Here is a 22,626-nt window from a genome sequence, read left to right as displayed (position 1 = left end):
GGGGTTGGCGGACAGTCAAAAGTAGCAACTGGTCTGGAAGATTGTATATACCTAAATTTCACGTACTGAGTATGCTATTTTAGATATGTGTGACGTAATGTCCGCCGCATTGTCGATGAGTGACTCAAATTCGCAACGGTTGATCAAATCGCCGGAAATAGCGTCGAACCCCGCGCAGTCCACCCCACATACGCGCCATGCCGCACCGTTTGGCTCATTAAAGAGCTTTGCGAGCGCCCCGGACAGGTCGGGGTGCTTATCTACTAAATCTCGCACTACCTGCGCCGCCTGTGCGGCAACGGCATCGTTCGCTGGCGAGAGAATCATGAGGTCGGCGCCTTCCAGAAGATATGCGCGGCCGAACCCTCCATTAAGGCTTGCCGACTGCGGCATGAGACGGAAGAAGCGGAAGTCCGGGAAGTCTATATAGAGCTTCGCCTTTGCATGCCGGTCGAGGAAACGGGTGCGGATGCGCTGGTGAGCGGAGCTTCCCCGCTCGACCGTTTCGGCAATGCATTGGGTGGTGAGCCGCGGATGCGCCAACGGGTCACCTCTGCCGGGTTCGCCTGTCAGCAAGGATGCGCGCGGATCGGCCTCCAGCGCCTTCGTATGCGTCGAGAGCGCCGAAACCAGGATCACCGGCACGCCGTCAATATCGGTGCCGAGCAGAACTCGGCTCGCGAAGGGAAAGCCGGTCGCTGGATCGAGAACGGCAAGAGCACCATAGCGGGCGGAACGTAGAAGAATGCGCGCGAGCTTGCGCGCTTCTTCGTCCGTTTCCCTGAGTACGGAAGCCTGATCTTTCATGTCCACTTTCTTGACGGAAGCGGACGGCGGGATCAAGCCTGTTCTTTGCGCCGGTGCTGGGTCAGGCCGGCAACGACATCCTGAGCCGAAATCGTGCCGATGATGGCGCCGTTCTCGACGACGCCGATACTGCCCGGCTGCCGGGAGAGCGCGTCGAGAATATCGATTAGCGGCGTTTCGGCGCGTGCCGTGGCGCTGACGCTCGCCCCCGCCGCATGGCCGAGGCCTGGCTGCATCACGTCCTGCGCCGTCAGCATGCTGATCGGGTTCATGTGCTGGACGAAATCGGCGACATACTGATCGGCGGGGTTCTTGACGATATCTTGCGGCGTGCCGCACTGGATGATGCGCCCGCCTTCCATGATGGCGATGCGGTTGCCGATGCGGAAGGCCTCGTCGAGATCGTGGCTGACGAAGAGGATCGTCTTCTTCAAGCGCCGCTGGAATTCGAGAAGCTCGTCCTGCAGGCGGGTGCGGATCAGCGGGTCGAGCGCGGAGAACGGCTCGTCCATGAGCAGGATCGGCGCGCCGGTGGCGAAGGCGCGGGCGAGGCCCACACGCTGCTGCATGCCGCCGGAGAGTTCGTTGACCTTGCGGTCGGCCCACTTCGTCAGGTTGACGAGCTCGAGTTGTTCTTCGACGCGCTTCTTGCGTTCGGCGTCCGGCATGCCGGCCAGTTCGAGGCCGAAGCCGACATTCTCGGCGACGGTCCGCCAGGGCAGCAGGGCGAATTGCTGGAACACCATAGAAACGGTGTGCATGCGCAGGTCGCGCAGACCCTTGGCGCTTGTCTTGTAGGGATTGCAGGGGCCATCGGCGGTGGCGACCGAAACCTCGCCGCGAACGACTGGGGCAAGGCCATTGACGGCGCGCAGCAGCGTCGACTTGCCGGAGCCGGAAAGGCCCATCAGCACCAGGATTTCGCCCTCCTCGACGGTGAGCGAGGCGTCGGCGACGCCGAGCACTAGACCGGTCTCGGCGCCGATCTCGTCACGGGTCTTTCCCTGATCGACGAGGGCGAGGGCGGTTTGCGGCTTGTCGCCGAAGATGATGCTGACATTGTCGAAGCGGACTGAGGTCATGCGCCGTCTCCTTCACCTGCCGCGCGGAACATGCGATCGAGGATGATCGCCAGGATGACGATACAGAGACCGGCCTGGAAGCCCATGGCGACATTCACCGTGTTAAGTGCGCGAACAACGGGCTTTCCAAGGCCATCGGCGCCGACGAGCGCGGCGATGACCACCATCGATAGCGACAGCATGATCGTCTGCGTGAGGCCAGCCATGATCTGCGGCATCGCGAAAGGCAGCTCGACCTTGCGCAGTACCTGCGTCGGGGTTGCGCCAAAGGACTCGGCTGCCTCGACGAGGGAGGGCGGTGTCGAGATGATGCCGAGGCGGGTCAGACGGATCGGTGCAGGAATGGCAAAGATCACGGTTGCGATTAGGCCTGGCACCATGCCGAGACCGAAGAGAATGAGTGCGGGGATCAGATAGACGAATGTTGGGATCGTCTGCATCAGATCGAGCACTGGGCGCATGATGGAGAAGACCCAGGCGCGTCTTGCCCCGGCAATGCCGAGCGGAATGCCGATCGCCATGCTGACGAATGTCGAGGCGAGGACAAGGGCCAGCGTTTCCGTCGTCTCCTTCCAGTAGCCTTGGTTCATGATCAGCAGCAAACCGAGCAAGGTGAAGACCGCAACGCCGATCGAGCGGCGGAGCCAATAGGCAATCGCCGTAATGGCGAGGAGCACGATCAGCGGATGTGGCGCCTGCAGGATGAAGAGCAATGCGCCAATCACATGCGAGAGAGTCAGGGCCAGCCTGTCGAAAAACCATTCGCCGCTCGTCGTCAGCCAATCGACGGTGGATTTGGCGACGGGGCCAATAGGGATTTTGTAATCGGTGATCCAGTTCAAGAAGCGCGCCTATCCAAAAGAGCAGAGATCAGGATGAAACAAAAAGGGGCGGCGTGCGGGCCGCCCCGTTCATCAGTTTCAGAGGCCGAGGCCGGACTTGACGGCCGCGGCGGCGTCCTTGCCGTCCTTGGTCGTGACGCCTGCGAGCCATGGCTCGACTGCTGTCGGATTTGCCTTCAGCCATTCGGTTGCCGCGTCCTGGGGGTCCTCGCCATCGTTGAGGATCTTGCCCATGATCTGGTTTTCCATCTCCAGGGTGAACTTCAGGTTGGACACGAACTTGCCGACGTTCGGGCACTCGGTGACGAACCCTGCGCGGGTGTTGGTGTAGACCGTCGCGCCGCCGAAGTTGGGGCCGAAGGAGCTGTCGCCACCCGTGAGGTAGGTCATCTTGAAGTTCTCGTTCATCGGATGGGGGGCCCAACCGAGGAATACGACAGGCTTACCGTCCTTTTCGGCACGAGCAACCTGCGCCAGCATGCCCTGTTCGGAGGACTCGACGACTTCAAGGCCGCCCATTCCCATCTCGTTCTTCTCGATCAGGGTCATGACAAGGCGGTTGCCGTCGTTGCCCGGCTCGATCCCGTAGATCTTGCCATCGAGGGCATCCTTATGCTTGCCGATGTCGCTGAAGTCCTTGATGCCCAGTTCGGCGCCCTTGGCGTTGGTGGCAAGCGTGTACTTGGCACCTTCGAGATTGGCTGCAATGGATTCAACCGACTTGTCGTCGAGATAGGGTTGGACGTCCTTCTGTTGCGCCGGCATCCAGTTGCCGAGGAACACATCGATGTCCTTGTTCTTCAGCGACTGATAGGTGACCGGTACGGAGAGAACCTTGACGTCCGGCTCGTAGCCGAGGCTCTTTAGCACGACCGCGGCAACGGCGGTGGTTGCCGTGATGTCCGTCCAGCCTACGTCCGAGAAATGGACGGTCGAGCAGCTTTCGGGTTCTGCAGCAAATGATGCGGTTGCGATTGAAAGTGCTGCAACTGCAGTGGCGGTGGTCAGTTTGAATGCGCTTGTCATTTTCATTTTAGACTCCCAGTCTTAAGTTCCCAAGCCAAGCATCAATAGACGACATTTACAAGCGACCTGCGTGTGTTTGCGCCGGATTGGCTACCCCGAATGCGACGTGCCGCTTTTCTCACGATATGCCCGGATTTCCGGGCTTTTGCGATTTTTGCCTCCGGATTTCCTGTGATTATCGATTCTGCGGTCTTTTCTTTGCCGATTCGAGCTTTCAAGAAGCAAAACACGGAGAAAATGATGGCGAAGCTCTATTTCAACTACTCTACCATGAACGCCGGCAAATCGACCATGCTGCTGCAGGCGTCCTATAACTACCACGAACGCGGCATGCGCACCGTGCTCTTGATCGCAGCCTTCGACGAACGCACCGGCAAGGGCGTCATCGGCTCGCGTATCGGGCTGGAAGCCAGCGCGATCGCTTTTGAAGGTCATACCGATCTCTTCGCCCTCATCAAGGAACTGAGCGGCGAGGGAAGCCCGGTCGCCTGCGTCTTCGTCGACGAGGCGAATTTCATGACACGCCAGCATGTCTGGCAGCTCGCCCGCGTGGTTGACCGGCTGAACATACCGGTCATGGTTTATGGCCTTCGGACCGATTTCCAAGGCAAGCTGTTTCCCGCTTCCGAGGAACTGCTGGCGATTGCTGACGAGATGCGCGAGGTGCGAACCATTTGCCATTGCGGCCGCAAGGCGACGATGGTCGTACGGCTCAATGCCGATGGAGAGGTTGTCCGCGAGGGCGCGCAGATCGAGGTCGGCGGCAACGAGAAATACGTATCGCTCTGCCGCAGGCACTGGGACGATGCAATGAATGGCGAATGGTGCGCCGAGGCCGTTTGAGCTTCGGCCTGCGAGCGGCTAGGCTAAGCACGGAGATTCTCTGGAGAGGCCGGTGCGCAAAGCTCCCTCGTTCGACAGTCAATTCGAAGCAGCCGACGCGCTTGTCTCAACCCTGCGCGCCGACGCGGCCGCATGCGCTGCCTTCATCGAGCACTTTGCGCGCAAAGGAGCACAATCGGACGACGAGGCGATTCTGGCGCAGCGAGACCGGTTCCAGGCTTTTGCGACGGCGCGCTTGGAATTCGACGGACTTCTTGGCGAAATGGTGGCCGGCCTCGACCGGATGACAGCGGAGGTCTCCGCGGATATGGACAGCTTCCGCGGGCTGACCGCACGCGAGAGGCTGACCGGCTGGTTTTCGAGGCAGCGCATGTGGCGCCTCCACCGTCAGCGGGTGCACGAAGCGCCGGTGATCGAGCGGCTGCTCGATCTGCTGTCGAAATCCAACGCCATTACCGGTTTGGTCGGCGGCCACCGCGAATTCGCCCTCGCTTGCCATAAGGCGGCAGAGAGCGATGTTGTCACGATCGTCAAGCAACGCGGGCGCCTTGTCGGTGCCATCGATATTGCGCGGTTGCGCATGAAGGAGATGAAGGCGAAGGCGCTAACGAGACAGGGACGCATCGGTCTTTACGGCGGCAGGGCCGAATGGGAGCGAATGGAGGAGGAGCGGCGTGCGCTTGAGGCCGAGGCTGGGAAGATTGCCGAAGAAGAGCTGAAGATGCGCGACGAAAGCCAGCGGCGCGAAGGCTTCATTACGATGTTCCAAGAGTTCGTCGATGCATTGAACAGCCAGATCGGCCTTTCCAATGCGTTGCTCCGCAAGCTGTCGATCGGTACGGAAGAACGGCTGATCATCTATCAGGCGCAGGTAGATACCGACGTTCCGGGATCGAAAGCGAAAATAACCCAGCAGCGGTATCCACATATCGCCGGCCCGATCTCGCTCTTCGAAAGGGGTATGCTCGTCCCGCAGGACATCGGATTGCGCAAGGCGGCCGCGGATGCGGCCTTCGGCAAGAAGTTTGCGGCATTCGCCGAAAGCCACGACGCGACCGGCGCTCCGATCATCGACCTGACGCAAAGATCCTCCAGGTTCAGGCTGCGCTTTGCCCGTTTTTGATGAAACGGCGGCCTGCGCGATCTTCTAAAAATCTCTCCTTCATGTTGTGCTCGATCGAGCAAACACATATGTGAAATGCAGGACTTTCTGACGTTCGCTAGGGTTTAGGAGAAGGGCATGCTCGACCGGATCGCCGGTTTCTTCAGGCTGATCGGCCGCACGATCGCCCGCTGGTTCAGTCTTTTTGCCGCCTGGGCGTTCTGGCCCTTCCTTGCCGCCCATGGCTGGTACCAGCGCCGGACGTGGATGATCCGGATCCCCATCATTGCGTTCGCGGCACTGCTGGTCGTCCTTTACGCGTACTTCTTCTGGCAGACGCAGGTCTGGTCGAATTTCAATCCGTCCTTCGTTAACCAGTACCGTCTTTCCGAGCGCAAGGTTCCGGCAGGCCAGGAACTGCCGGCTGCCGGCGGCGTGGCAGCACCGGAGGCCAAGACCTGCCAGCGTTCTGCGATCGTCGACGTCGCCGCCGACCTGACGGACTTCAACGTCAACCAGAACGCATGGATCTCCTCCATGCTGCTCTACCGGCTCGGGTTTTTCGGTGTCGCCTGGGACCACACGCCGTTCCTCGACAACAAGGCGTCCTTCCAGCGCGGCGTCAATCAGGCGGCCCGGCGGACCTCGGCCGAGCTTGTCGATACGCTCGGGCGCGTACGCGGCACGTCCGGCATCAACAACGATCTTCAGAACGCCCGCGGCAATCTGCAATTCGACGAATACAGCTGGTATTTCGGGCTCAATCCGTTCGGGCCGAAGACCCCGACGCCGAGCTACTATCGTTCGGCGATCGGCAGCCTGCGCAAGTTCAATACCGACCTTGCCAGCTGCAACGCCGTCTTTGACGGCCGCGCGGACAACCTCATCCAATTCATCGACCGGATCGCGAACGATCTCGGCGGCACGTCCGACATGCTGGCGGAGCGCTCGGAGAACCACAATCGCGGCTGGTTCGATACGCGCGCCGACGACCGCTTCTGGTTCGCCTACGGGCAACTCTATGCCTATTACGCCATTCTCTCGGCGGCACAGTCGGATTTTTCGCAGGTGGTAGCGGAGCGCAATCTCGGCGCCATCTGGAGCGGCACGACGAGGCAATTTCAAGCCGCCCTGCGCATCCAACCGGCGATCATTTCCAATGGCCGTGAGGACGGCTGGATCATGCCGAGCCATTTGGCGACCATGGGTTTCTACATCTTGCGGGTGCGATCGAACCTCGTGGAGATGCGTTCTGTCCTCGACCGCTGACCGTCAGGGCTGGAGCGAATTGTCTTCTACCCCCGACGATGCGGAGTGGCTCGACGAATTCATATACGACGCCAAAGATCTCGTTGTTGCGGAAACGGCCGACCGATTGGACCATCTTGTAGCCGCCGCGCCGGTTGTCGACCCGATAAACATAGCGACAGCCCACTTTGTGCCGGCTCGCATGCTCGAAGGTCTGCGTTATCAGGATGCGGTCCTCGTCGTGAATCCGTGGAAGCAGCTCTACGAGATTTGCCGGGCCGGTGGTGTAGGGTAGGTCGAAGATGGCATGGACGTCCTCGGCAGCAAAAAAGTGACCTGTTTCGAGTTTCATGCGCCAGAAGCCGAATAGCCGTTGGGCCGAATCAAGCTGGACGATTTCGGCATCGCTGATGCCAATATGATCGCGTGATTGCTCGTTCTTGTGGAGTTCCGGCTGCTTCGAATCGAAGAGGCACGTTTCTTCCCGCGTGAGGTCTTCGCACTGATTCTCTTCTGATTTCTCAGCTGATCAGCTTCAATCGGATAGCTTTTGCTACCAATTGCGTGCGGTTGACGCAATCGAGTTTTTTGATCGCGTTCGTCATATAGGCGTTCACCGTATGGTCAGAGAGAGCGAGGATCTGGCCGATTTCAACTGACGTCTTGCCCTGGGCCGTCCAGCGGACGACTTCGAGCTCGCGCGCGGAGAGCGCGTTGTAGGTGCTGTCTTCGTTTCGCTTGACGGCACTGTAGGCGTCAAAGGCGTGAAGCACGATTACCGTGAGTTCGTTGATTTCGCTCTGGCTGAGCGATGCGCGCTCGCCTGAAAACCAGAAAGCCAGCCGCTTGCCGTCTACGGCATTGACCGGCAAAACGATGCCCGCCGGCATCTTATGCTGAAGCATCAGGCTGCGAAGTTCGCAGCGAAACATTTGGGCCGTTGCGGCGTCGGAGAGATGCCAGCTCTGCGGGGCGACAGATTCTCTCAGCTTTGCCGTAAACGGACAGGCGCGCAGCATATGAGCGCGATCGAACTCTCTGAGGTATGTGCCCGTCAATGACGTTTCTACGACCAGTGGCTTAAGAAACAAGTCCTCGGAAGAGGGCGTATTCATCAACGTATAGTGAGTTAACCCGAAAGCATCTGCAATCCTGTGCAAGACCTGGACAAAAAGAGCGCGCGTCCGCGCAGATGCCAATTCCGTTGATAAAAGTGACTGCCTTTCGGAGGTAGTCATGTAAGACATAATGCGCCCCGCCTTGCCTTCATGTTACCGCTATCAAATACGTTAATTGCCAGCCACGCTAGCCTGAATTGGCTTAGTACACGCTGATTAAATCATACTGTTAAAAATTAATCGCACAGATACCCTCTCAGGTTGCTTTGTATGTTATACAGGTAGCAGCCCGGCTGATTTTACTTCTTCCATTACTGCATAAGTATGAGTTTCCCTTACGCCAGGCAGCGGCAGAATCACCTCTGAAAGAAATTGCCGGTAAGCCTCCATGCCCGCGACGCGGGCCTTAACGAGGTAATCGAAGCCGCCGGCGACCATGTGGCACTCCATGACGTCGTCCGAGCGTTTTACGGCATCTGCGAAGGCATCGAAGACGTCGGGCGTCGTGCGGTCCAGCTTGACCTGGACGAAGACGAGCAGGGTGCGCCCGAGCTTGTCCGGCGACAGGACGGCCATGTAGCCGGTAATATAGCCGTCGCGGGTAAGGCGCTTGACCCGCTCGGCCGTCGCGGTGGGGGAGAGGCTGACGCGCTCGGCAAGCTCGATGTTCGTAAGGCGGCCTTCCTTCTGCAGGGCGCGGAGAATCTTGCGGTCGAGACGGTCCAGTTCTTTCATTTTCCACGGCCTTTCGGGCAATCGGTAGCTGAAGAAAATTTGATGATCCATCAATTTAGTGAAAAACGCTACGGATGACCAGCTATGTTGCGGATATCACGGAGAACCCTTTATGAACCACCAGATTTCCACGCAATATCCCGCGTTCAACGCTCCATTCGCCGGTGACGATGACCGTTTGTTGCATGCGTTCAGCGAGAAGCTGCACTTCAGCGCCGCAGAGGACAAGTCGATCGACAAACGCGCAAGCGGCATGATCAAGGCGATCCGCGACAATTCCGGCGCGATGGGCGGCGTGGAGGATTTCCTGCGCGAGTACGGGCTTTCGACGCGCGAGGGGCTGGCGCTCATGGTTCTTGCCGAAGCGCTGCTGCGCGTGCCCGACGCGCTGACGCAGGACAAGCTGATCGAGGACAAGCTCAAGGAAGGCGGTTGGAGTGAGCATGAGGGCAAAGCCGAAAGCTGGTTCGTCTCGGCTTCCGCCTGGGCGCTCGGTGTTTCTGCCCGCATCCTGCGCCCCGGGGATACTCCGGAAGGCGTGGTCCGCGGCCTCGTCAAGCGCCTCGGCCTGCCGACGGTGCGCAATGCGACAAAACAGGCGATGCGCTTTCTCGGCCACCACTTCGTGCTCGGCGAAACGATCAAGGATGCGCTGAACCGCGCCTCAAAGAATGAGGAGAAGGGCTATCGCCACTCCTTCGACATGTTGGGCGAAGGAGCGCGAACGGCGGAAGACGCCAAGCGCTACTGGCAGTCCTATGCAATGGCGATCGAAGCGATCGGCACCTGGATGGGGAAGAACGCCAAGTCCAAGCAGTTGCCCGACCGCATGGGCATTTCGGTCAAGCTTTCGGCGCTGCATCCGCGCTATCTCGCCACCCATCGCGACCGGGTGATGAAGGAACTGGTGCCGGACCTCCTGAAGCTCGCGCAGATGGCAAAGGCACATAAGCTGAACTTCACCGTCGACGCCGAGGAGGCCGATCGCCTGGAGCTTTCGCTCGACGTGATCGCCGCCGTGTTCAGCGACCCCTCGCTTGACGGCTGGGATGGTTTCGGCCTTGCGATCCAGTCCTATCAGAAACGCGCGACGGCGGTGATCGACTACATTGATGCGCTCTGCGAAAAGCTCGGCCGCCGGATGATGGTGCGTCTCGTGAAGGGCGCCTACTGGGATACGGAAATCAAGCGCGCCCAGGAGCGCGGGCTCGACGACTATCCGGTCTGGACGCGCAAGCAGGCGACGGACCTTTCCTATCTCGCCTGCGCCAGGCAGATGCTCGACAAGCGCGCCCGCATCTTCCCACAGTTCGCAACGCACAATGCGCTGACGGTTTCGACCATTCTGGAGCTGGCGGGCGAAGACCGGACCGGTTTCGAATTCCAGCGCCTGCACGGCATGGGCGAGACGCTCTACAATCAGCTGCTTGACAGCAACGATCGCATCGCCTGCCGCATCTATGCCCCTGTCGGCGGTTATCGCGACCTCCTTGCCTATCTCGTCCGCCGTCTTCTGGAAAACGGCGCCAATTCCTCCTTCGTCGCCATGGCCGGCGATAAGAACACGCCGATTAAGGCGCTGCTGGAGCGCCCCGCCGACAAGCTGCAACTCAATACCGGCACGAGCGCCCGCAACAGCAGGATCCCGATGCCGCTTGCCATTTACGGGAAGCGCAAGAACAGCACGGGCCTCGAATTCGGCCATCGCGAAACCCTGGAGAAGCTTATGTCGAATATCCGCAGGGGCGACGCCGCAATCGCTGCCACCCCGCTGATCCCCGGTGTTTCCGCGACCGGCGCGGAAATGGCGGTGCTCTCGCCGTCCGATCATTCGCATAAGGTCGGCTCAGTTCGCGACGCGACGGCTGCCGATGTGGACAAGGCCTTTGCCATTGCCGCCAAGGGTTTCAAGAGCTGGTCGCGCAGGCCGGTGGAGGAGCGCGCCGTGACGCTGGAGCGTATGGCGGACCTCATGGAGGAAAACCGCGACCGGCTGCTGGTGCTGCTTTCGGCGGAAGCGGGCAAGACGCTGGACGACGGCGTTGCCGAAATCCGCGAGGCGGTGGATTTCTGCCGCTATTATGCAGCCGAAGCGCGCCGCCAGTTCGGCACCATCACCAAGATGCCCGGGCCGACCGGCGAGGACAACCGCTATCTCTGGCGCGGTCGCGGCGTCTTTGCCTGTATCTCGCCCTGGAACTTCCCGCTGGCGATCTTCCTCGGCCAGGTCTCGGCAGCGCTCGCCGCCGGTAACGCCGTGATCGCCAAGCCCGCGCCGCAAACGCCGCTGATCGCCTTTGAGGCCGTCAAGCTGTTCCATCAGGCGGGCATCCCGCAGGATGCGCTGCTCTTCGTGCCGGGTGGCCCGGAGGTCGGTTCTGCGATTACTGCGCATCCGGCACTTGGGGGCGTTGCGTTCACCGGCTCGACCAAGACCGCCTGGGCGATTAACCGGGCGCTTGCCGCCAAGGACGGCCCAATCGTGCCGCTGATTGCCGAAACCGGCGGTCTCAATGCCATGATTGTCGATGCGACGGCGCTCTCGGAGCAGGTGGCAGACGACGTCATCCTCTCGGCCTTCCGCTCCGCCGGTCAGCGCTGCTCGGCGCTCCGTCTTCTCTTCCTGCAGGAGGACGTCGCCGAACACATGACGCGGATGATCGAAGGTGCGGCGAAGGAGCTTCAGCTCGGCGATCCAAGCCTGGAGACGACCGATGTCGGCCCGATCATCGATGACAAGCAGAAGGCCATGCTGGAAGCACACATCACCGATATGCAGAAGACACAGAAGGTACGCTATGCGGGCAAGGCGCCTGCCGGCGGCAGCTTCTTTGCGCCGCACATCGTCGAGCTCGACAAGGCCTCTGCGTTGACGAAGGAAGTCTTCGGCCCGGTCCTGCATATCGTGAAGTGGAAGGCGAAGGACCTGCCGAAGGTGCTGGAAGACATCCAGTCCTCCGGCTACGGCCTGACGCTTGGCGTCCACAGCCGCATCGAAGCGACGATCCGCACCGTCACCGACGCGCTTGATACCGGCAACGTGTACGTCAACCGCAACATGATCGGCGCCGTGGTCGGAACCCAACCGTTCGGCGGCTCCGGCCTTTCCGGGACCGGCTTCAAAGCCGGCGGTCCGGCTTATCTGCTGCGTTTTGCGCTCGAACAGGTGATCTCGGTGAACACGGCGGCGGCTGGCGGCAACGCCAGCCTGATCGCCATGGGCGACGGTTGAAGGCGAGGTCGACGGCGTTCCCTTAGCAGGGGAGCGCCTTCCGGTTTTGCAGAGCGTTGTGATTTTCCTGTGCTTCAACGCTGCTGGCCGCCTTGGCCAAGCGGTCGCCTCTTGTTTCCGGCCCGCGGATGGCGTCATGTTCCGGCAGAGACAAAGCTCCGGGGGACCAGCGTGGCCATCAAATCCGATATCGAAATCGCGCGCGCGGCAAAGAAGAAGCCTATTTTCGAGATCGGCGCGAAGCTCGGCATTCCGGCGGAACACCTCGCATCTTATGGCCACGACAAAGCGAAAGTCAGTGCGGAATTCATCGCCGCACAGATGGAGAAGAAGGAAGGCAGGCTGATCCTCGTCACCGCCATCAACCCGACACCGGCGGGCGAGGGCAAGACGACAACCACCGTCGGTCTCGGCGACGGGCTGAACCGGATCGGCAAGAAAGCCATCGTCTGCATCCGCGAAGCGTCGCTCGGGCCATGTTTCGGCGTGAAGGGCGGGGCTGCCGGCGGCGGCTATGCGCAAGTCATTCCAATGGAAGACATCAACCTGCATTTCACCGGCGATTTCCATGCGGTTACCTCGGCGCACAACCTTCTCGCCGCTATGATTGACAACCATATCTACTGGGGCAACGAGCTGGACATCGACCTGCGCCGCGTCACCTGGCGCCGCGTGATGGACATGAATGACCGGGCGTTGCGCGAAATGGTGTCCTCGCTCGGCGGCGTCGCCAATGGCTTTCCGCGGCAGAACGGCTTTGACATCACCGTCGCCTCGGAGGTCATGGCGATCCTCTGCCTGGCGACTGGCCTCAAGGATCTGGAAGCCCGTCTCGGGAACATCATCATCGGCTATCGCCGCGACAAGATGCCGGTCTATGCCCGCGATCTGAAGGCGGACGGTGCAATGGCCGTGCTTCTGAAAGACGCGATGCAACCGAACCTCGTCCAGACGCTGGAGAACAATCCGGCTTTCGTCCACGGCGGTCCGTTCGCCAATATCGCGCATGGTTGCAACTCGGTGATTGCGACGAAGACTGCGCTGAAGCTCGGCGATTATGTCGTGACCGAGGCGGGGTTCGGGGCCGATCTTGGCGCAGAGAAATTCTTCGACATCAAATGCCGCAAGGCGGGGCTGAAGCCCGATGCGGCGGTGATCGTTGCCACGGTGCGCGCGCTGAAGATGAACGGTGGCGTGAACAAGGAGGATCTGGGAGCCGAGAACGTCGCAGCGCTTGTGAAGGGCTGCTCGAACCTTGGGCGGCATCTCGCGAATGTGCGGAAATTCGGCGTTCCGGTGGTGGTCGCGATCAATCATTTCGTTTCGGACACGGACAAGGAAATCGCGGCCGTCCAGGAATATGTTGCGCGCCACGGCGCCGAGGCGATCCTCTGCCGCCACTGGGCGGAAGGCTCGGCCGGCATAGAGGATCTTGCCTACAAGGTGGTGGAACTGGCGGAATCCGGCCAGGCGAAATTTGAGCCGCTTTACGCCGACAGCGTACCGCTGTTCGAAAAGATTGAGATCGTCGCCTCGAAGATCTACCACGCCGGCGAGGTGACGGCGGACAAGGCTGTTCGCGACCAGCTCGTCACCTGGGAAGAGCAGGGCTACGGCAATCTGCCGGTCTGCATGGCGAAGACGCAATATTCGTTTTCCACAGACCCGAACCTTCGCGGCGCACCGGAGGGCCATATCGTGTCCGTACGCGAAGTGCGGCTTTCGGCAGGCGCCGGGTTCGTCGTCGTCATCACCGGCGAAATGATGACGATGCCGGGGTTGCCGAAATCGCCATCCGCCGAGCGGATATTCCTGAATGATCAAGGGCATATCGAGGGGCTTTTCTGATGCCGTCCTTCAGGTATCCTCGAATGTATGTTTTCGCCGCTGCCGCAGTATTTGCGCTCATGGTGAACGGCTCTGCGGCCGATGCGCAGGCGTCTGTGCAGCAGAGCATGGCCGATTTCATGAAGAGCAATCCCGACTGCAAAGAGTTCAACGATCAGTGCTCGATCTGCGCCGTGACTGACGGCAAGGCCGAGTGTTCCACGCCCGAGATCGCCTGCGTCAAGAAGCCTTATGTCTGCACGCGGCGCGCGGACAATTGAGGTGGCGAAGCCGCCGGATTTTCCGGCATGAAGAAAAGTCAAAGTCTTTCTGGCCATTTTTACGATGTATCGAGGATTGTCAGGAGGTCGATGTTTTCTCCTGATATCCGGTACGCAATGATTTAGGGAATATCAGCGAACACCATTTCCCGAGTGCTAGGCACGCGCGCCACCGGGCCCAGCAGGGATGCTCTATCAATGCTTCGGCAGTCGTTGCTACCCGCTCGATCACGCGAGCGGCGTTCGGATCATGCTTTGCGATATAGGATCCAATATGATCGAGCCAAGCCAAGGCGCTATGCGTCCAGCGGAGCTGAAAGCTCATTTGCGGAGATATTTTGAGATGATGCATTCGCTTCATCGTCAGAAGCAAATTCGCCTGCGTTGGCTTCACGGACCGCCGCTTCGATTTCCGCGACCTGCCATTCTTCTCGCTCGATGAATTCCTCTCTCAACAAGGAAGCGGTTTCTTCCGTAGATAGCTTGCGCTTTTCGGCAAGGCGGTCGAAGCGCGAAGCTATCGATTTTTTCAATGAAAACTTAAAACAGTCATCAAGTGCCCCTGCAGCGTGCAAGAGAATTCTAGTCTGTCCACGTCTTGATTCAATTGGCAAGCATAACCTGTTGAAAGCTATGGCCTCTGCCTAATGACAATAACGATATCCTCCTTTCCGCTGCAGCACATCCAGATGGAAGTGTTTTTCGTGCGCGGCGTCGCTCTCAGGATCGAGCACGGTGGAAAAATAGAGGCAGCCGGACGCACTGACCGTGCGTTGGAAGGCGCCGGTGAGGGTGGAATCTTCCCGGCGCGGCTTCACCGCAATGGCCTCGCCCTTTTCGAAACTGAAGCTTGCGATGTCGATGGCGTTGCCGCGGGCGTGCTCGGAGATCTTTCCGGCAAACGCACCGTTGCGCAGGCGGCAGATGTATGAAGAGGCCTGGTTGATGGTCGTGATCTGCCCGTGTTCCTTCGCGGCGACGGCGGCTGCCGGAATGACGCTCTCCTTCATCCAGCGCGCAAGTGCCAGAGCCGCCGGACAGCGCAGCGTCGCCTGCGGCTTCACCGCGATGCCTGGGAGTGCCTCGACGAGATTGATCGGCTTGTCGATGCCGCAGCCGTGACCGTCATCGATGCGCGGGATGTCCTTGAAGACGGCGCCGAGGGCCTGCAACTCCCTCACGCATTTCGCATGATCGGCGTCGCTTTCCGGCTCGATGGTCAGGTTCTGCGCTTCCAGCGTACCCGGCGCCGGCGGCCCGAATTTCTCCGGCTTTTCCTCCGGTTTTGCCGTGTCCAATGGCTTCTCATTCGGAGGGGTTGGTGGGTTTTCGGTCCCGTTTGCGGTTGAGGGCCTCGGTTCGGGGATCGGTGCGGTCTCTGCGGGTGCTTCGGTTTCGCCGTCAATCCGCGGCTTTTCCTGAGGGAAGGGACCTTTGTCGGGGAGGCTTGCGCCGGTGAGGATGATCAGGGCTGTCGTCGCCGCTGCAACTGCGATGTTCTTCAAGCTTCAACCGTCCGTGGCTGCTGATGAGAAAAGGGCAACGCACGAGGGCGGATTTCGTTGCAATTTCGCGGCATTATGGAGCAAGTGCCACAAGGGTTGGTCGTACATTAGCGGAATCTGATATTATGTCGAAAGATGAAGATGGCTTTAGAAAGCGTCCCGTCACGGGCGCTTGGGGAAGACATGCCAACCTGTCAACAAATGCGTCGAGGAATATCTTTAGCTTCGGGCAAGCGCGTTGCGCTCTGTATATTGATCGCTGTTGCAAACACCATTTCTCTCAATGAAGAGTCGCGGGCCAGTTCTTCTGCGCTAACCGCTAAGTTGCGAATGGTTTGTGGTCGCTCCGATGTCGTATGGAACTACATTGTAAGCGTAATGGGTGAAAAGAAAGCTATCGTGAACTACAGCAATCCTGGCAAGCAGGGCGAAACGATCCGTCACTTCTTGCTGTACGGCGACAAAAGCTGGGTCCTGATTTACGACTTTTTTCGACAGGGGCGTCCCAGTGCGGAGGATCAAGCCTGCATCGTCGCCAGCGGCACCCATAAAACTGCCTACGAAGCGACCGACCTCCTGGTCGATAGCCTTCCTGAAGATTGGATCGGTGAGAGGCTAAACGACGTTCCTCCGCCCCAGCTTGATCGCATGCCTCAGTACCAGCTTGATCGCATACCTCAGTAGGACAGGAAGCGCGTCCGTTTCGAGTGTCGGATCAAGCTTGTGGCACTTGCTCCATAGTGCCGCAATTTCGCAACGTTCGTGGGTATCGTTAAAACTTGACGATTTAATTCAACATAAGGCGGGCATTTATATTGACAATTACACTCATGTTTTTTATGCGGCAGAAAGAAGGCGGAATGTTGGGTCCCGCCGTAAATCCGAAACGCCTAGCCAGCCCCTCGAGCGCCTGACGCGCCCCGACCAGCCAGCCCGGTATTTATTCATCCTAGAGGGTTGGTTTAATGATTGTCCACAATTCGCGCGCCGTTCTTTTGGCTTGCACTGCATTGGTCGTTTTTGGCGCCGGTTTTCCGGCATATTCGCAAAGCCCGGAAGAGGAGGCGGCTTCCCAAAAGACGGATCGCGTAACGCCGCTGAAGAAGATCGTCGTCGGTGCGGGACAGCGCAAGATCGCCATCGATACGCCGCAGGCCGTTACTGTTCTCGACCAAAAGGATATTGATGACGCCCAGGCTGAAACGATCGGCGATATCTTCAAGGATGTGCCCGGCGTCTCCATTGCCGGCAGCGACCGTGTTTTCGGTGAGGCGTTCAATATCCGTGGTATCGGCTCCACCGAGGATTCCGCCGACGGCTCGCGCATCGTGGTAAATGTGGACGGAGCCCAGAAATTCTACGAGCAGTACCGGATGGGATCGTTCTTCTCGGACCCTGAGCTTTACAAGTCCGTCGAAGTGCTGCGCGGTCCGGCCTCTTCCACGCTTTACGGCGCCGGTGCCCTCGGTGGCGTCATCAACTTCACCACCAAGGATGCCTCAGAGTTTCTGCTGGAGGGCTACGACAATGCTCTCAGGCTCAAGAGCAGCTATGAAACAAACGGGAATGGCTATCTAGGTTCGTCTATTTTTGCACATCGCTTCAACGAGGGTGCTGAATTCCTCGGTATGTTGAACAAGCGCGGGTCCAGCGAATTCGAGTTGGGAGATGGCAGCGACTTGTCGGGCTCGGACTTTCAGTCGTGGTCGGGCCTGGCCAAGGGAACTTTCCATTTTGGTGATGGCGACGAGCAGACAGTGCGCTTGTCCTATCAGCATTGGGACAGCGATGCGAACGATCAGGACTATGCTCAGACCGGCACGCAGGCCGCATTCGGTACCGTCGACCGCCATGTGATTGATGATACCGCGGTCTTGAGCTACGAAAATCCAGTCAGCGACAATCCCTGGCTCGACTTCAAGGCAACCCTTTCATACTCCGACACTTCGGTCGACCAGAGCGACGGAACGCTTGGCGGGTTTTCGAATATCATCGAAGCTGATTATGGCTATCGGACCTGGCAGGCTAATCTTCAAAATACCTCTGAGTTCTCGGGCGATAGCTGGGTAAACTACCTGACCTACGGCACGCAACTGAGCCATCAGGATCGCACCGCGGATTCGCCGCTTGCGACCAGCCCGACGCCCGGTGCGATCGCCACGCATCCCGAAGGCACTGACAACAAGGTCGGTCTCTTCGTGCAGAACGAGTTCGTCTATGATGAGCGGCTGACAATCATCGGCGGCGTTCGCGGCGACTTCGTCTGGCGACAGCCTGGCGACTCAACGGCGGCCTTCAGCAATGCTGTCGATGTCAACGATCAAGCTTTCTCCCCCAAGCTCGCCGCACACTACAAGCTGACCGATGAGTTCGGCATTTTCGGATCGATTGCCCATACGGAACGTCTGCCGACGTTGGATGAGCTCTACACCTGGAGCAAGGGAACCAGCCTGGATCTCAAGAAAGAAAAATCCAACAACTACGAAATTGGCTTTACAGCAACACGGGACGACATATTTCAGGCGGGCGACAATATCAGTTTCAAGACGACCGCCTTCTACAATGACCTGGAGAACCTCATTGCAACTACCGGCACGGGAGCATCCTCCTATTTCTACAATGTCGGCAAGGCCCGCATTTATGGCGTCGAAGTCGAAGGGGCGTACGAATCGGATTACGTTTTCGCCAAGCTTGCCTACACAGGCACGCAGGGCCAAGACCGCAGCGATGGGGTGAACTACAACAAGCCGCTGCCGACCGTACCGGCCCACAAGATAGCCTTCACTTTGGGCGGCCGGCTTCCCGAGCGGGACATCGAATACGGCACGCGTATCACGCATGCCTTCGAGGCGCAGAACAGCGTCCGCGGAACGGCCGCATCCTCCGGTTCCACGCCGGACCATCTCGTCGTTCCGGCGCCCGATTGGACGACCGTGGACCTGTTCGCCTCCTGGAGGCCGCAGAGCGGCGAAATGCAGGGATGGCAGGTTCTGGCCAGCGTCAACAATCTTTTCGATCAATACTATCGGGAAAACACGTCCAACGATTACGCCAAGGGGCGCACGTTCAAGATTACCTTGAGCAAGCAGCTCGATTGGTAATTTGGTTTTAGCGGGTTCGTTTCAGCCGTTTCCGACCGGTGAAAGCGAACCCGCTAAAACCGCTCTTGCGCTTCTCCCAATCTCACGCTAACAATTCCGCCCATGAAGAAGTCCTTGAACATTGCTGTTTGGTGGTGGGCTCGCTGAGGCGGCCTCGATCAATCGTGTTCAAAGACGACGAGTGAGCCGCCCGAGACTTCGAGGCGGCTTTTTTGTTTTCAAGGCCGCCTGTCGTCCGGGCCCCGATAACGGAGTGGAACAATGGTAACGATCCTTCGGGACGACGGTGCGGAAATTTACGAGACGAGGGGCGGCGTTACCGTCACGCGACAGCGCAGGGCGATCCCCTATGCCGATGCGGTCGTCTCCTATGTCGACAAGCTCGATGAGCGCCGCGGCGCGGTCTTTTCCTCCAACTACGAATATCCGGGCCGTTACACGCGCTGGGACACTGCCGTCGTCGATCCGCCGCTCGGCATCTCCTCCTTCGGGCGCGATGTCTGGATCGAAGCCTATAACGAGCGCGGCGAAGTGCTGCTCGGCTTCGTGGCGGAGCGGCTGAAAAAAGTTGTCGAGCTGGAACTCGGCGCTGCCACCGCACGGCGCCTCGATCTCAAGGTGAAGATGCCGGACCGGGTGTTCACCGAAGAGGAACGCTCGAAGATACCGACGGTGTTCACGGTTCTGCGCGCCGTCACCGACCTGTTCCATTCGCAGGCGGATGCGAGCCTCGGCCTTTATGGCGCCTTCGGCTACGATCTCGCCTTCCAGTTCGATGCGATCAACCTGAAGCTGACGCGCCCTTCCGACCAGCGTGACATGGTACTCTACCTGCCGGACGAAATTCTGGTGGTCGACAATTATTCCGCCAAGGCCTGGATCGACCGCTACGATTTTGAGAAGGGCGGCGTGACGACCGAGGGCAAGAAAGGTGATATCGCGCCGGAACCCTTCAAGCAGACCGACGCCATTCCGCCGAAGAGCGATCACCGGCCGGGCGAATATGCCGAACTCGTCGTCAAGGCAAAGGAGAGCTTCCGCAAGGGCGACCTCTTTGAGGTCGTGCCGGGGCAGAAATTCATGGAGCGCTGCGACAGCAAGCCTTCCGACATTTCCAAGCGCCTGAAGGCGATCAATCCGTCGCCCTATTCCTTCTTCATCAATCTCGGAAATCAGGAATATCTCGTCGGCGCCTCGCCGGAAATGTTCGTGCGCGTCTCGGGCCGCCGCATCGAGACCTGCCCGATCTCCGGCACGATCAAGCGCGGCGACGATCCCATCGCCGACAGCGAACAGATCCTGAAGCTGCTCAACTCCAAGAAGGATGAGTCCGAGCTCACCATGTGCTCGGATGTCGACCGCAACGACAAGAGCCGTGTCTGCGAGCCGGGTTCAGTCAAGGTCATCGGCCGCCGGCAGATCGAGATGTATTCGCGCCTCATCCACACCGTCGACCATATCGAGGGGCGGCTGCGGGACGACATGGATGCCTTCGACGGCTTCCTGTCGCATGCCTGGGCCGTGACCGTCACCGGCGCCCCGAAGCTCTGGGCGATGCGTTTCATCGAAAGCCATGAGAAGAGCCCGCGCGCATGGTATGGCGGGGCGATCGGCATGGTCGGCTTCAACGGCGACATGAATACCGGCCTGACGCTGCGCACCGTCCGTATCAAGGACGGAATTGCCGAAGTGAGGGCAGGGGCGACGCTGCTCAACGATTCCATTCCTGATGAAGAAGAAGCCGAAACCGAACTGAAGGCCTCCGCCATGCTTTCCGCCATCCGCGATGCAAAGGCCGGCAACGCCGGCAAGGTGAGCCGCGACGTCGCTGCCGTCGGCAAGGGCGTCAACATCCTGCTGATCGACCATGAGGACAGCTTCGTCCATACGCTGGCGAACTATTTCCGCCAGACGGGGGCGACGGTTTCGACCGTGCGCACGCCGGTGCCGGAGGAGATTTTCGACCGCCTGAATCCTGACCTCGTCGTCTTGTCGCCGGGCCCCGGCAATCCGAAGGATTTCGATTGCAAGGCGACAATCAAGAGGGCGCGCGCCCGCAACCTGCCGATCTTCGGCGTCTGCCTCGGCTTGCAAGCGCTCGCCGAAGCCTATGGCGGTGAATTGCGGCATCTGGCGCTGCCGATGCACGGCAAGCCGTCGCGCATCCGCGTGCTGGAACCGGGCATCGTCTTCTCCGGGCTTTCCAGGGAAGTCACCGTCGGCCGCTACCACTCGATCTTCGCCGATCCCTCGACCCTGCCGCGTGACTTCATCATTACGGCGGAGAGCGAGGACGGCACGATCATGGGCATCGAGCACGCCAAGGAGCCGGTTGCCGCCGTGCAGTTCCACCCGGAATCGATCATGACGCTCGGCGGCGACGCCGGCATGCGGATGATCGAGAATGTCGTGGCGCATCTGGCGCGCAAGGTGAAGACCAAGGCGGCTTGAGCCGGCGCCCGTACTTCGGCCGGTCCGCTGCCGTGGATCGGCCGTTTATGCCCGGCGTTTGACGATGCGCAGGTTCATTTCGGAGCCTAGCCTGAAGCCGAGCGACTTGTAGAGGGCGATTGCCGGCGTATTGTTCGCATAGGCGTGCAGATAGGCAGTTTCGCCTTGGGTGGCGATTTCGCCGGCGACAAAACGAAAGAGCAAAGTGCCGAGCCCGCGCCGCTGGAATTCCGGATGCGTGCAAAGCCCGCTGAGTTCGGTAAAGCCGGTCTGGCGCAGCCGCTGGCCGGCCATGGCGATGAGCCTGCCTTCAGTCTTGATCCCCCAGAAGGGGCCGAGGCTTTGGGCGCGGAATGTGAACGGCCCGGGCTTGGTCAAGGTTGCAAGTGCCAGCATCTCCTCCGCATCGGATTGATCGAGAGGCTGGATGCGATTATCCTCGATCCGCTCGTGGGGACGCTCGGCAACCATCTGAACGGCTAAAGCCTCGGAAACGACAACCAGTCCCGGTGGAATGGAGATCGGGCCGGCTTCGACAAGCAGCATTGGCTTCGTCGTCTTCCGGGAGGTCTTCCAATGCCTCGAGACTTTCAGGAGTAGTGTCGGCGGCGGCTGCGAAGGGAACGATCGACGGCGGGTATCGCCGGGCTCGTTCGCTGCCTTCGGCGAGGCCCGCATGCACCGTGTCGAGCGCGCTCCAAATCGGACGGTCGAGAATATGTCTCACCTCGTTTCCTCCTTCACGATTGAACCGCGTCGGGCGAGGGGAGCTTCCGCAAGACCGTCCTCGATCGCCGCGAGTTGTTCGAGGATAGGTCCGCCCAGATCGCTGCAAAGCTCGGCGACGGCTGCGGCGACGCGCGGCCAGACAGTTTGCTTCGAGTAATCGACGAGGCTCTGTCCCTTTTGGGAAAGCGAGATCAACCGCCGCCGCTGATCGGCGGGGGCTGCCCGCATGTCGACCAAGCCCAGTTCCAGCAACTGGCCCACCGTCCGTGTCGCGCCCGGTTGCGTGATGCCAACCGCCTGCGCAAGCTCGCCAATCGTCAGCGGGCCGGCACGGTCGAGAGCCGCCAGAAAAGGATACTGGGCGGCCTGTATGGCGATGCCGTATTCTTCGATGATCTGCTGCGTGTCGGCCTGCAGACGCTCCCCAATACGGCGAAAGCGGCTGCCCATGCACAGAAAACCGAGGGATCGCACCACGTCGTCAACCACGCGACATCTCCACAATCAATCAGAGATTATATAACGTGTTATGCAACTTGGTCAATTGATGCCGCAGGCCGTCCAATTTGACAAAATGCCGGTAATCCCCCATATCACCCGCATTGGCCGCCTGCGCGATTTTCGCGTGGGCGGTTTTGCGTTTGAATGGGCCAAATGCTGCAATTCATTCGCATCCGCACTGAGGTTGGCAAGAGGG

Annotated in this window: 19 protein-coding genes and 2 pseudogenes; 9 read left to right on the top strand and 12 right to left on the bottom strand. The window is 59.7% G+C overall.

Going from position 1 to position 22,626, the window contains the following annotated elements; all coding sequences use genetic code 11:
- Positions 1 to 51: 51 nt before the first annotated feature.
- From N2599_RS11890 to N2599_RS11875, 4 genes are all read right to left on the bottom strand, one after another.
- Entirely contained in the window at positions 52 to 807 is a 756-nt protein-coding gene (locus N2599_RS11890) for a HugZ family pyridoxamine 5'-phosphate oxidase (protein ID WP_027508306.1), read from the bottom strand.
- Between the two features lie 32 nt (positions 808 to 839).
- Positions 840 to 1,889 carry a choline ABC transporter ATP-binding protein gene (gene choV / locus N2599_RS11885; protein WP_027508307.1) on the bottom strand — a complete coding sequence of 350 codons (1,050 nt, stop codon included), beginning with the start codon at positions 1,887 to 1,889 and terminating at the stop codon, positions 840 to 842.
- Positions 1,886 to 2,731: a choline ABC transporter permease subunit gene (choW, locus tag N2599_RS11880; protein ID WP_027508308.1), complete on the bottom strand. Its 846-nt coding sequence runs from the start codon at positions 2,729 to 2,731 to the stop codon at positions 1,886 to 1,888. The genes choV and choW overlap by 4 nt, the downstream gene beginning before the upstream one ends.
- 78 nt (positions 2,732 to 2,809) lie before the next feature.
- Positions 2,810 to 3,763: a choline ABC transporter substrate-binding protein gene (locus tag N2599_RS11875; protein WP_027508309.1), complete on the bottom strand. Its 954-nt coding sequence runs from the start codon at positions 3,761 to 3,763 to the stop codon at positions 2,810 to 2,812.
- 234 nt (positions 3,764 to 3,997) lie between these two features.
- On the opposite strand from N2599_RS11875, the gene N2599_RS11870 reads away from it, so the two are divergent.
- The 3 genes from N2599_RS11870 (at position 3,998) to N2599_RS11860 (ending at position 6,971) form a co-directional block, all read left to right on the top strand.
- Positions 3,998 to 4,600 (top strand): thymidine kinase, encoded by a 603-nt coding sequence (locus N2599_RS11870; RefSeq protein WP_027508310.1) that lies wholly within the window; start codon positions 3,998 to 4,000, stop codon positions 4,598 to 4,600.
- Positions 4,601 to 4,652: 52 nt separating this feature from the next.
- Positions 4,653 to 5,723, top strand: a complete 1,071-nt coding sequence (locus N2599_RS11865; RefSeq protein ID WP_027508311.1) for a hypothetical protein — start codon at positions 4,653 to 4,655, stop codon at positions 5,721 to 5,723.
- Positions 5,724 to 5,840: 117 nt separating this feature from the next.
- The gene (locus N2599_RS11860; RefSeq protein WP_027508312.1) at positions 5,841 to 6,971 is read left to right on the top strand and encodes a DUF2333 family protein; all 1,131 of its coding nucleotides are present in this window, start codon (positions 5,841 to 5,843) and stop codon (positions 6,969 to 6,971) included.
- A gap of 7 nt (positions 6,972 to 6,978) precedes the next feature.
- Here N2599_RS11860 and N2599_RS37605 read toward each other — a convergent pair.
- The 3 genes and pseudogenes from N2599_RS37605 to N2599_RS11845 form a co-directional block, all read right to left on the bottom strand.
- Positions 6,979 to 7,426, bottom strand: a pseudogene (locus tag N2599_RS37605) (PAS domain-containing protein); the annotation flags it as partial.
- Between the two features lie 45 nt (positions 7,427 to 7,471).
- Positions 7,472 to 8,197 carry a helix-turn-helix transcriptional regulator gene (locus N2599_RS11850; protein ID WP_027508314.1) on the bottom strand — a complete coding sequence of 242 codons (726 nt, stop codon included), beginning with the start codon at positions 8,195 to 8,197 and terminating at the stop codon, positions 7,472 to 7,474.
- Positions 8,198 to 8,341: 144 nt separating this feature from the next.
- Positions 8,342 to 8,803 carry an Lrp/AsnC ligand binding domain-containing protein gene (locus N2599_RS11845; protein ID WP_027508315.1) on the bottom strand — a complete coding sequence of 154 codons (462 nt, stop codon included), beginning with the start codon at positions 8,801 to 8,803 and terminating at the stop codon, positions 8,342 to 8,344.
- Positions 8,804 to 8,915: 112 nt separating this feature from the next.
- Here N2599_RS11845 and putA point away from each other — a divergent pair, with 112 nt between their 5' ends.
- The 3 genes from putA (at position 8,916) to N2599_RS11830 (ending at position 14,143) form a co-directional block, all read left to right on the top strand.
- The gene (gene putA, locus N2599_RS11840; RefSeq protein WP_027508316.1) at positions 8,916 to 12,035 is read left to right on the top strand and encodes a bifunctional proline dehydrogenase/L-glutamate gamma-semialdehyde dehydrogenase PutA; all 3,120 of its coding nucleotides are present in this window, start codon (positions 8,916 to 8,918) and stop codon (positions 12,033 to 12,035) included.
- A 171-nt stretch (positions 12,036 to 12,206) separates the two neighbouring features.
- Complete coding sequence (locus N2599_RS11835) at positions 12,207 to 13,883, top strand: formate--tetrahydrofolate ligase (protein ID WP_027508317.1); 1,677 nt, start codon at positions 12,207 to 12,209, stop codon at positions 13,881 to 13,883.
- A gap of 23 nt (positions 13,884 to 13,906) precedes the next feature.
- Positions 13,907 to 14,143: a hypothetical protein gene (locus N2599_RS11830; RefSeq protein WP_037141036.1), complete on the top strand. Its 237-nt coding sequence runs from the start codon at positions 13,907 to 13,909 to the stop codon at positions 14,141 to 14,143.
- 79 nt (positions 14,144 to 14,222) lie between these two features.
- Here the strand turns inward: N2599_RS11830 and N2599_RS11825 are convergent, their stop codons facing one another.
- From N2599_RS11825 to N2599_RS11815, 3 genes are all read right to left on the bottom strand, one after another.
- On the bottom strand, positions 14,223 to 14,468 hold the full coding sequence (locus tag N2599_RS11825) for a type II toxin-antitoxin system RelE/ParE family toxin (RefSeq protein ID WP_244915042.1): 246 nt from the start codon (positions 14,466 to 14,468) through the stop codon (positions 14,223 to 14,225).
- Entirely contained in the window at positions 14,440 to 14,676 is a 237-nt protein-coding gene (locus tag N2599_RS11820; RefSeq protein WP_027508319.1) for a hypothetical protein, read from the bottom strand. The genes N2599_RS11825 and N2599_RS11820 overlap by 29 nt, the downstream gene beginning before the upstream one ends.
- Positions 14,677 to 14,787: 111 nt before the next feature.
- Positions 14,788 to 15,648: an extensin-like domain-containing protein gene (locus N2599_RS11815; protein ID WP_027508320.1), complete on the bottom strand. Its 861-nt coding sequence runs from the start codon at positions 15,646 to 15,648 to the stop codon at positions 14,788 to 14,790.
- A 141-nt stretch (positions 15,649 to 15,789) separates the two neighbouring features.
- On the opposite strand from N2599_RS11815, the gene N2599_RS11810 reads away from it, so the two are divergent.
- The 3 genes from N2599_RS11810 to N2599_RS11800 all read left to right on the top strand — a co-directional run bounded on the left by N2599_RS11810 (position 15,790) and on the right by N2599_RS11800 (position 21,200).
- Positions 15,790 to 16,332 carry a hypothetical protein gene (locus N2599_RS11810; RefSeq protein WP_156915205.1) on the top strand — a complete coding sequence of 181 codons (543 nt, stop codon included), beginning with the start codon at positions 15,790 to 15,792 and terminating at the stop codon, positions 16,330 to 16,332.
- A gap of 281 nt (positions 16,333 to 16,613) precedes the next feature.
- Positions 16,614 to 18,749: a TonB-dependent receptor domain-containing protein gene (locus N2599_RS11805; protein ID WP_027508322.1), complete on the top strand. Its 2,136-nt coding sequence runs from the start codon at positions 16,614 to 16,616 to the stop codon at positions 18,747 to 18,749.
- 261 nt (positions 18,750 to 19,010) lie between these two features.
- Positions 19,011 to 21,200, top strand: coding sequence for an anthranilate synthase (locus tag N2599_RS11800; RefSeq protein WP_027508323.1), 2,190 nt, complete (start codon positions 19,011 to 19,013; stop codon positions 21,198 to 21,200).
- A gap of 45 nt (positions 21,201 to 21,245) precedes the next feature.
- Here the strand turns inward: N2599_RS11800 and N2599_RS11795 are convergent.
- Together N2599_RS11795 and N2599_RS11790 are read right to left on the bottom strand one after the other, a co-directional pair.
- Positions 21,246 to 21,927, bottom strand: a pseudogene (locus tag N2599_RS11795) (GNAT family N-acetyltransferase).
- Positions 21,924 to 22,418: a MarR family winged helix-turn-helix transcriptional regulator gene (locus tag N2599_RS11790; protein ID WP_027508324.1), complete on the bottom strand. Its 495-nt coding sequence runs from the start codon at positions 22,416 to 22,418 to the stop codon at positions 21,924 to 21,926. Before N2599_RS11790 ends, N2599_RS11795 begins: the two are co-directional and overlap by 4 nt.
- Positions 22,419 to 22,626: the final 208 nt, after the last annotated feature.

Origin of the sequence: Rhizobium sullae, assembly GCF_025200715.1 — a bacterium.
Lineage (GTDB): Bacteria > Pseudomonadota > Alphaproteobacteria > Rhizobiales > Rhizobiaceae > Rhizobium > Rhizobium sullae.
This window is presented reverse-complemented; position numbering and strand designations above follow the sequence as displayed.

Excerpts from the sequence above, each read along its gene's own strand:
- N2599_RS11890 (WP_027508306.1), bottom strand. The coding sequence starts at position 807 with ATGAAAGATCAGGCTTCCGTACTCAGGGAAACGGACGAAGAAGCGCGC.
- choV (WP_027508307.1), bottom strand. The coding sequence starts at position 1,889 with ATGACCTCAGTCCGCTTCGACAATGTCAGCATCATCTTCGGCGACAAG.
- N2599_RS11875 (WP_027508309.1), bottom strand. The coding sequence starts at position 3,763 with ATGAAAATGACAAGCGCATTCAAACTGACCACCGCCACTGCAGTTGCA.
- N2599_RS11870 (WP_027508310.1), top strand. The coding sequence starts at position 3,998 with ATGGCGAAGCTCTATTTCAACTACTCTACCATGAACGCCGGCAAATCG.
- N2599_RS11860 (WP_027508312.1), top strand. The coding sequence starts at position 5,841 with ATGCTCGACCGGATCGCCGGTTTCTTCAGGCTGATCGGCCGCACGATC.
- N2599_RS11850 (WP_027508314.1), bottom strand. The coding sequence starts at position 8,197 with ATGTCTTACATGACTACCTCCGAAAGGCAGTCACTTTTATCAACGGAA.
- N2599_RS11845 (WP_027508315.1), bottom strand. The coding sequence starts at position 8,803 with ATGAAAGAACTGGACCGTCTCGACCGCAAGATTCTCCGCGCCCTGCAG.
- putA (WP_027508316.1), top strand. The coding sequence starts at position 8,916 with ATGAACCACCAGATTTCCACGCAATATCCCGCGTTCAACGCTCCATTC.
- N2599_RS11830 (WP_037141036.1), top strand. The coding sequence starts at position 13,907 with ATGTATGTTTTCGCCGCTGCCGCAGTATTTGCGCTCATGGTGAACGGC.
- N2599_RS11825 (WP_244915042.1), bottom strand. The coding sequence starts at position 14,468 with ATGAGCTTTCAGCTCCGCTGGACGCATAGCGCCTTGGCTTGGCTCGAT.
- N2599_RS11810 (WP_156915205.1), top strand. The coding sequence starts at position 15,790 with ATGGCTTTAGAAAGCGTCCCGTCACGGGCGCTTGGGGAAGACATGCCA.
- N2599_RS11805 (WP_027508322.1), top strand. The coding sequence starts at position 16,614 with ATGATTGTCCACAATTCGCGCGCCGTTCTTTTGGCTTGCACTGCATTG.
- N2599_RS11800 (WP_027508323.1), top strand. The coding sequence starts at position 19,011 with ATGGTAACGATCCTTCGGGACGACGGTGCGGAAATTTACGAGACGAGG.